Source organism: Streptomyces sp. MnatMP-M17, assembly GCF_900091995.1.
Taxonomy (GTDB): domain Bacteria; phylum Actinomycetota; class Actinomycetes; order Streptomycetales; family Streptomycetaceae; genus Streptomyces.
This window is the reverse complement of sequence record NZ_FMDK01000299.1, coordinates 1-8,437: the sequence shown is the minus strand read 5'-3', so window position 1 is coordinate 8,437 and position 8,437 is coordinate 1. Positions and strand designations below refer to the sequence as shown.

The 8,437-nt window shown below is 69.3% G+C and carries 10 protein-coding genes; 8 read left to right on the top strand and 2 right to left on the bottom strand.

Going from position 1 to position 8,437, the window contains the following annotated elements:
• Positions 1-174 precede the first annotated feature (174 nt).
• Positions 175-825: a hypothetical protein gene (locus GA0115259_RS40280; RefSeq protein WP_161230367.1), complete on the bottom strand. Its 651-nt coding sequence runs from the start codon at positions 823-825 to the stop codon at positions 175-177.
• Between the two features lie 172 nt (positions 826-997).
• Here GA0115259_RS40280 and pcaC point away from each other — a divergent pair, with 172 nt between their 5' ends.
• From pcaC to GA0115259_RS14145, 7 genes are all read left to right on the top strand, one after another.
• A complete protein-coding gene (gene pcaC, locus GA0115259_RS14175; RefSeq protein WP_093596090.1) occupies positions 998-2,290 on the top strand; it encodes a bifunctional 3-oxoadipate enol-lactonase/4-carboxymuconolactone decarboxylase PcaDC in 1,293 nt (430 codons plus the stop codon).
• Positions 2,291-2,425: 135 nt separating this feature from the next.
• On the top strand, positions 2,426-3,058 hold the full coding sequence (locus GA0115259_RS14170) for an MBL fold metallo-hydrolase (RefSeq protein WP_093596086.1): 633 nt from the start codon (positions 2,426-2,428) through the stop codon (positions 3,056-3,058).
• A gap of 102 nt (positions 3,059-3,160) precedes the next feature.
• The gene (locus GA0115259_RS14165; RefSeq protein ID WP_093596083.1) at positions 3,161-3,940 is read left to right on the top strand and encodes an exodeoxyribonuclease III; all 780 of its coding nucleotides are present in this window, start codon (positions 3,161-3,163) and stop codon (positions 3,938-3,940) included.
• Between the two features lie 58 nt (positions 3,941-3,998).
• Positions 3,999-4,439, top strand: coding sequence for a DUF6278 family protein (locus GA0115259_RS14160; RefSeq protein WP_093596081.1), 441 nt, complete (start codon positions 3,999-4,001; stop codon positions 4,437-4,439).
• 139 nt (positions 4,440-4,578) lie between these two features.
• Positions 4,579-5,508 (top strand): glutamate ABC transporter substrate-binding protein, encoded by a 930-nt coding sequence (locus GA0115259_RS14155; RefSeq protein WP_093596078.1) that lies wholly within the window; start codon positions 4,579-4,581, stop codon positions 5,506-5,508.
• Between the two features lie 10 nt (positions 5,509-5,518).
• Entirely contained in the window at positions 5,519-6,163 is a 645-nt protein-coding gene (locus tag GA0115259_RS14150) for an amino acid ABC transporter permease (protein ID WP_093596074.1), read from the top strand.
• 95 nt (positions 6,164-6,258) lie between these two features.
• Positions 6,259-7,116, top strand: a complete 858-nt coding sequence (locus GA0115259_RS14145) for an amino acid ABC transporter permease (protein ID WP_093596071.1) — start codon at positions 6,259-6,261, stop codon at positions 7,114-7,116.
• Positions 7,117-7,320: 204 nt separating this feature from the next.
• Here GA0115259_RS14145 and GA0115259_RS14140 read toward each other — a convergent pair whose 3' ends face one another.
• A complete protein-coding gene (locus GA0115259_RS14140; RefSeq protein ID WP_093596068.1) occupies positions 7,321-8,043 on the bottom strand; it encodes a hypothetical protein in 723 nt (240 codons plus the stop codon).
• A 138-nt stretch (positions 8,044-8,181) separates the two neighbouring features.
• Between GA0115259_RS14140 and GA0115259_RS14135 the strand changes: the two genes are divergently transcribed.
• The coding region (locus GA0115259_RS14135; RefSeq protein ID WP_305129419.1) for a gamma-glutamyltransferase at positions 8,182-8,437 on the top strand (256 nt) is incomplete at its 3' end.

Sequence of the window (8,437 nt, the reverse complement as noted above, 5' to 3'; positions counted from 1 at the left end):
GGCGGGGCCACCGGTGCAAACCGGCTCGGTGAGCCGGTTCACACCGGCAGGGGGACGTCCCATCCCGCCACCGCCCCACGCCATGCACATCCCGCAGGACCAGGCCGGTCCGTGGCGGCCCTGAGCAGGTATCAGGGGAGCCTTCGCAGGAATTCCGGAGCGGGCCTCGGGGCATCAACTCTGGACGTCGCCGAGTGTTGCTGAGGGCGTTTCTCCGTTCTGGGCCTGCTGGGCGCGGTGTGCGAAGAGAGCGGCGATGTCCTTCACGAAGCCCTTGTCGAGCTGGTCCTCGTGGCGGGCGGAGGCATCGAGCCGCAGGATCGTCGTGCCCACCCGTATCTGCCCTGTGATTCCCTTTGTGCCCTGCGGACCGACGGCGCCGCGCAGCGCGTCGCGCTCCTCGCCCGCCGAGCCGAGATCGGCCTTCTCCTTGCCGGTCTTGCGTGCCGTGTCCTTCCAGAGCACGTCGTACGCGGCCTCGGCGGCCTGCTCGTCCTCGTAGGCGACCATCCACAGGCCGGCGAGAGCATCGCTGTCGGCACGCTCGAAGGTGACGGACCCCAGGAAGCGGGAGCCCTCACACCCCTTGTTGCCCTCGTTGGGGCAGACGCTGCTTTTCTTGAACTCGGTGTCCAGGGCGCCCGCCGAGGGCTTCTCTGCGGTCTTCCAGCCGGGCATGGCCTTCGCGTCCGGCAGCACCGACCGGACCTGCGCCTGATCGAGCGGCGCGGCGGTGTCCGCCTGCTCGCCGCCGCATCCGGCGAGCAGCACCGCCCCCAGTCCCGTCCCCGCAGCCCGCACGTACCACTGCCACTGCCTACGCATGACCCTCCCCGTTTCGCCGTCAGCTGCCGATCTTAACGATGGTGAGGCGGACCGGGAACGTGCTCCGGCCGGTCCGCTTGTACGATGCCCGCGCGAGTTGCTTCGCGTATCTCGCGGACAAGGGGTGCCCCCCTCTCCCGTGAGAAAATGCGAGATATGGGAGCGTGAGCGGGTGAGTGAGACGACGACTAGAACCCTGCAATACCGCTGTGACGGGCCGGAAGACGCACCGATCCTGGTCTTGGGCCCCTCCCTCGGTACCACCTGGCACATGTGGGACCGGCAGGTGCCCGAGCTGGCTCGGCAGTGGCGGGTGATCCGCTTTGATCTGCCGGGGCACGGCGGCGCGCCCGCGCATCCTGCCAGCAGCGTTCCCGAGCTGGCGGAACGGCTGCTGGCCACGCTCGACGGGCTCGGGGTGCAGCGCTTCGGATATGTGGGGTGCTCCATCGCCGGTGCCGTGGGCGCGGAGCTGGCGCTGCGCCGTCCCGACCGGATCGCCTCGCTCGCCGTCGTGGCCGCCTCGCCGCGGTTCGGCACGGCCGACGAGTTCCGCCAGCGCGGAGTGATCGTACGGGCCAACGGTCTGGATCCGATGGCCCGCACCGCGCCCGAGCGCTGGTTCACCGCGCACTTCGCCGCCGCCCAGCCGGCCATCGTGGAGTGGGCCGTCCAGATGGTCCGTACCACCGATCCCGGCTGCTACATAGCCGCCTGCGAGGCGCTCGCCGCCTTCGACATCCGCGCGGAGCTGGGCCGTATCACCGTACCGACGCTGGTCCTGGTCGGTGCCGAGGACAAGGTCACGGGACCGGCCGAGGCCCGCACCCTGGTGGCCGGGATACCGGACGCCCGGCTCGCGCTGGTGCCCGGCGCCTCCCATCTCGCGCCGGTCGAGCAGCCCGCCGCCGTCACCGATCTGCTCGTCCACCATTTCTCCACGGCCTGGTACAACCCGTCCGACACCTCCACCGGGCTGACCGTGCTGCCCGACCGGCTGCTCCAGCCCGCCGTCTCCGCACCGGCCGTACCGGTCGCCGAGATCGCGCCCGCCGAGCAGCCGGAGGCCGTCTCCGCCGGGCGCCCGGACCCGTACGAGGCGGGTATGCGCGTACGCAGGCAGGTCCTCGGGGACGCGCATGTGGACCGCGCCACGGCCACCGCGGACGACTTCACCGGTGACTTCCAGGAGCTGATCACCCGCTATGCCTGGGGCGAGGTATGGACCAGGGAGGGCCTGGACCGCCGTACCCGCAGCGCGGTCACACTGACCGCGCTGGTCGCGGGCGGGCACATGGAGGAGCTGGCCTTCCACACCCGGGCCGCGCTGCGCAACGGTCTGACTCCCGCCGAGATCAAGGAGGTGCTGCTCCAGTCGGCCGTGTACTGCGGTGTTCCGGCGGCGAACACGGCTTTCCGGGTGGCACGGACCGTAATCCAGGAGGAGACCACGCCCGAGGCGTAGCACGATGGCAGAAGGGACCTGAAGGATCCCCGAGGAATCCGAGACCCGAGGAGTCCGACCGCGCGGGATCAGGCAGCGCGGGAAGCGACTGGGCGAGAGAACGACCAGGCGAGACGAGAGAAGAGGCGGTCACCGGTGAGGCTCACCAAGAAGACGCACGCCTGCGTCCGGCTGGAGAAGGACGGACGGACGCTGGTCATCGATCCGGGCATCTTCACCGAGGAGGACGCCGCCGTCGGCGCGGACGTCATCCTCATCACGCACGAGCATCCCGACCACTTCCACGAGGGCCGGCTGCGGGCGGGCCTGGAGGCCAGTTCGGCGGCCGAGCTGTGGACGCTGCGCAGCGTCGCCGAGCAGGTCTCCGCGGCCTTCCCCGGCCGGGTCCACACCGTCGGCCACGGCGACGCCTTCTCCGCGGCCGGCTTCGACGTACGGGTGCACGGCGAACTCCACGCGGTGATCCATCCGGAGATTCCGCGGATCACCAATGTCGGCTTTCTGGTGGACGGCTCGGTCTTCCACCCGGGCGACGCGCTGACCGTCCCCGACGAACCGGTCGAGACGCTGATGCTGCCCGTGATGGCGCCCTGGAACAAGATCTCCGAGGTGATCGAGTACGTACGGGAGGTCAAGCCGCGCCGTACGATCGATGTCCATGACGCGCTGCTGACCGAGCTGGCCAGGCCTGTCTACGACACGCATCTCGGCAATCTGAGCGGCGCCGACCATGTCAGGCTCACGCCGGGCGACTCCGCGGAGGTCTGACACCGAGGTCCGGCGCCGAGGTCCGGCGCCGGGCGCGGTACGCACGCACCGCGGCGATCTGCTGGGACGCCGACTGTCGGACCCCGCCGATAGGCTGTCCGCATGCGCATCGCGACCTGGAACGTCAATTCGATCACCGCTCGCCTGCCCAGGCTGCTGGCCTGGCTGGAGAGCAGCGGCACGGATGTGCTGTGCGTGCAGGAGACCAAGTGCACCGCCGAGCAGTTTCCCGCCGAGCAGCTCCGTGAGCTGGGATACGAGTCGACGGTCAACGCGAACGGGAGATGGAACGGCGTCGCGCTGATCTCCCGTGCCGGCCTGTCGGACATCGTCAAGGGCCTGCCCGAAGGGCCCGAGTACGAGGGCGTGGAGGAGCCGCGCGCGATCTCCGCGGTCTGCGGCCCGGTCCGTCTGTGGTCGGTGTACGTGCCCAACGGCCGCGAGGTCGGCCATGACCACTACGCGTACAAGCTGCGCTGGTTCGAGGCACTGCGGAAGGCGGTGGCGGACGATGCGGCGGGTGCGCGCCCGTTCGCCGTCCTCGGTGACTTCAATGTCGCGCCGGCCGATGAGGACGTCTGGGACATCTCGCGCTTCGAGGGCGCCACGCATGTCACTCCGGCCGAGCGCGCGGCACTCGCCGCGCTGCGCGAGGAGGGGCTCACGGATGTGGTGCCCCGTCCACTCAAGTACGACCGTCCGTACACCTACTGGGACTACCGTGAGCTCGGCTTCCCCAAGAACCGGGGAATGCGTATCGACCTGGTGTACGGCAACGCACCGTTCGCGGCGGCGGTCAAGGACAGCTATGTAGACCGCGAGGAGCGCAAGGGCAAGGGCGCTTCCGACCACGCCCCGGTGGTGGTGGAGCTGGACATCTAGATCCGCCGTTCCGCGTGCCCCATGGTGGAGCGGGCGGGGGAGTGGCACTCTGAGCGGTATGAACATTCCTTTTCTGGACAACTGGCGCAAGCGGCATGGTGGTGATCGCAGCACCTCGCTGGCCGCCGCCGTCCGCGGTGAGCCGGAGGGTGTGGCCGAGCTGCTCTCCGAGTGCGAGCTGCTCCGTGTCCGGGCAGGGCGTGAAGGTCTCCAACTGGACGACTCACCGGCCTCGTTGGAAGCACTCGACCAGCTTCCGCCGCGCTGGCGGGACGATCCGGAAGAGCTGCCCTGGCTGGGCAATGACGCGGGCCTGTATCTCGGCACGGTGATCGTCCGTACGGTCCCCGGAGCGGTCTGGCACATCTGGCCCGGCGGGCATCCCGTGGTGCGTCTGGCCTCCGGGCGGGAGATCCAGGTGGTCGAGGCAGGGCTCGACTGGGCGGTCACCGGAGCGCCCGAACTGTCCCAGACATACGCGGAGGCGGCCGAGGCCTGACCTCGGCGTCCGATCAGCGAGCGCCTCTTGCGTTAAATATCGCTTATGTCCCACCCGTGCGTGTCGTGCGCGAAGTCCCTTGTCCGGCTGGATAGTTTGCGCTGACCTCGACACAGCCGGGAGTGGGGTGGGGCAGCGTATGGCCGTCGGTACGAGAAGAATCCGCACCGCCCTCGTGTCAGCTCCGCTCGTGCTCCTCGCCGCCGCTTCCGGCGCCGGGTGCGGCAAGCCGGGCAGTCCGCCCGTCAAGGGCCCGGAGCCCGACGCGCTGCCTCGCTATCAGGTCGACCACACCTTCCGGCTTCCCGGCTCCGCCACCTGGACGGCAGCGCGCGAGCGCGGGCATCTCGTCGTCGGCGCCAAGGAGGACCAGCCGTACATGGGCGAGAAGGATCCCGCCAACGGTGTCTACTCCGGCTTCGACATCGAGATCGCCAAGATGACGGCGGCGTCCCTCGGCTTCGGCCCGGCGGCGGTCCGTTTCCGTACGATCGCCTCCGCGAACCGCGAAACCGCCCTCCAGAACGGGCAGATCGACTACTACGTCGGCACCTACACCATCAACGCCAAGCGCAAGAGGCTCGTCGGTTTCGCCGGTCCTTACTACATGGCGGGCCAGTCCCTCCTCGTACGCAGCGACGAGCACGGCATCGACGGGCCGCGCGATCTCGACGGCAAGCGCGTCTGCTCGGCCGCGGGCTCCACTCCGTACCAGCGGATCAAGGACGACTATCCGCGTGCCGAACTCGTCGCGTACGACACCTACTCGGTCTGTGTGGACAATCTGCTGACCTACCAGGTCGACGCCGTCACCACCGACGACACCATTCTGATGGGCTACGCGGCCAAGGCGCCCGACGCGTTGAAGGTGGTCGGCAGGCCCTTCTCGAAGGAGCCGTACGGCATTGGCGTCCCGCGTGACGACAACGCCCTGAGGTTCGCGCTCGACGACGCGATCGTGGCGCACGAGAAGAACGGCGACTGGCGCAAGGCCTACGACGCGACTCTCGGTCTCTCCGGCCGCAAGCCCGCGCCCGCCCCGGCCGTCGACCGCTATCCGGCGAACTGAGGGAGCCGACATGGACGTACTCACCGAGAACTTCTCCCTGTACGGCGAGGGCTTCCTCGGCACGGTCGAGCTGACGGTCTACGCCTCACTGCTCGCCCTGGCGCTCGGGTTCGTGATGGCCTCCTGCCGGGTGGCGCCCGTACGGTCCCTGCGGGCCCTCGGCACCGTATGGGTCACCGTGCTCCGCAACACTCCGCTGACGCTGCTCTTCTTCGCGGTCCTGCTGGGCCTGCCGCGCTTCGGGCTCGTGCTGCCGTTCCAGCTCTTCGCCGTACTCGCCCTCGGCTGCTACACCTCCGCGTTCATCTGCGAGGTGCTGCGCTCGGGCATCAACACCGTGCCCAAAGGGCAGGGCGAGGCGGCCCGCGGTCTCGGGATGACCTTCGGCCAGACGCTCGGCGCCGTGATCCTGCCTCAGGCGTTCCGTTCCGTCATCCCGCCCATCGGCTCCACGCTGATCGCCCTCGCCAAGAACTCGGCGATCGCGGGCGCGTTCAGCGTCACCGAACTGCTCGGCACCTACAAGACGCTCAACGAGCTGGGCTTCAGCATCATCTGGACCTTTGTGTGGATCGCCGTCGGCTATCTGATCATCACGCTCTCCATCAGCGCGCTGTTCAATGTGCTGGAGAAGCGCTGGGGGATCGCCCGGTGAGGCCGGTGAGGCCGACAAGCCCGGTCGGCCCGATGGGCCCGCTGAGGCCCACAGGTGCCAGGGAGCCGGTGGGCGTGGTGAGTCCGGCGCGACCGGTGGCCGAGTCGACGGCCCTCTACGACATCCCCGGGCCCAGGACCCGCAGACGCCACCGGCTCTACGGTGTCGTCTCGACGGCGGCGATCGTCCTGCTGCTCGGCTGGGTGGTCCAACTGCTCTTCGCCACCGGTCAGTTCAGCGCCACGAAATGGCGGCCCTTCGAGTACCGGGGCATTCAGGAGCTGTTGCTGCGCGGCCTCGGCAACACCCTCGCGGCGTTCGTCTGCGCGGCGGTGCTCTCGGTCGCGCTCGGCGGTGTGCTCGCCTGCGGCCGGCTCTCCGAGCACCGTCCGGTACGGTGGCTCGCCACCGCGCCGGTCGAGTTCTTCCGCGCCATGCCCGTACTGGTGATGATCTTCTTCATCTTCGTGGCGCTCCAGGTGCGGGCCCTGCCCGCGCTGGTGGCGGGTCTGACGCTCTACAACGGCTCCGTGCTCGCCGAGGTGTTCCGTACCGGAGTCAACTCGGTCGAGCGCGGTCAGCGGGAGGCGGCGTACGCGCTCGGCATGCGCAAGACGCAGGTCATGACGTACGTGCTGGTGCCGCAGGCGGTCCGCGCCATGCTGCCCACGATCATCAGCCAGTTGGTGGTCGCTCTCAAGGACACATCACTCGGTTATCTCATTACCTATGAGGAGTTCCTCCATGCCGGAAAGCTCATCGCGTCGAATCTCGACTACGATTTGCCGTTCATCCCCGTGGTGATGGTGATTTCACCGATCTACATCGGGATGTGCATGCTGCTCTCGTGGTTCGCCCATCGGCTCGCCGCCCGCCGGCGGCGCGGACCGGGAGCGCAGACCATGGGCGCGGTCCCGGCCGAACCGGGGACGCTGCTGCCGGACGGGCGGTAGCTCAAGGGCAGTGGCCCGTCCGGCAGCAGCCGGAGATCACTTCTCGGACGGGAAGAAGGTCAGCTGCGTGCCGGTCGGGTGGCGCCCACGACGCTCGGCGGTGGCGCCCACGACGCTCGGCGGTGGCGCCCACGACGCTCGGTCCCTGCCGCTCTGCGCGATGCCCGGCCGGTTCCGCTCGGCACGGCGCTCGGTCCGTGCCGCTCAGTCGGCGACAGGCACGGGCTGCTGGGCCGCCCTGGTCACATCGGCGACCAGCTCCACCACATCGGGGCCGTACGCCTGTGAGTTGACCACCTTCAGCAGCAGACAGAACGCGCTGCCGCCGTACTTGCGGGCCAGCTTCTCGTGATGGCGGGCCAGATAGCGCGAGGCGGCCTGATTGGTGATGGCGCGCTGGCCGCAGAAGAGGAAGACCGGCCGCTCTCCCTCCCCGGCGGTCAGCCGCGCCAGCAGGACATACTCCGCGACACCCGGCTCCGCGAGATAGCGCTCCGGGCCGATCTGGAACGCGCCGCGCTCGGCCTTGGGCTCGGGCTCGGTGTTGACCTTGACACCGGGCAGCAGCGAACCGAGATGCGCGGCCATCCGGCGGTTCGACGCGGGACCGCCCACACAGAACTCCGTACGCTCACCGAAGCCCTGGCGCGCGATGTCGTGCTGGACGATCTCGGCGTGTGCGCCGCAGTCCTTGATCAGGGCGGACAGCTCCAGCAGCGCGAAGACGTCATGGCGGTGGACCGCACCGTCACCGCCCGCCTCGCGATTGACGACGAGCAGACACTCCGAGTTTCCGGGCAGCCCGAAGAACGCCTGCTTACGGCGGAGTCTGCGGCGCCAGAGATAGGTACGGGCGAGCCAGCCCAGAGAGGCGCTGACGCCCGCGGCGATCACACCGAGCACGATGTTGCGTATGTCGTCAGTCATGGGCGCGCATCGTATAGGCACGGCGCGAACATTGTTCGAGACGGTCCTGACGGCACGGGCACGCTGAAGTTAGGCTGCCCGGACTGTCCTTGACTGGAGGTACGGATGCGTCGCTCCGCCGCGCGGAATGTTTCGGCTGTGGCCGTTGCCGTCGCCCTGCTCTCGGCCTGTGCCCAGGCACTGCCGTCATCAGTGGCGACCACACCTCGTCCACCGGAGAAAACGCCGGTGGCGGCGGGATACGGAGGAGCGGTCGCGAGCGTCGACGCGGATGCCTCGGCCGCCGGGATCGAGGTGCTCAGACAGGGCGGCAACGCCGTGGACGCGGCCGTGGCCACCGCCGCCGCGCTCGGCGTCACCGAGCCGTACTCGGCGGGCATCGGCGGGGGCGGGG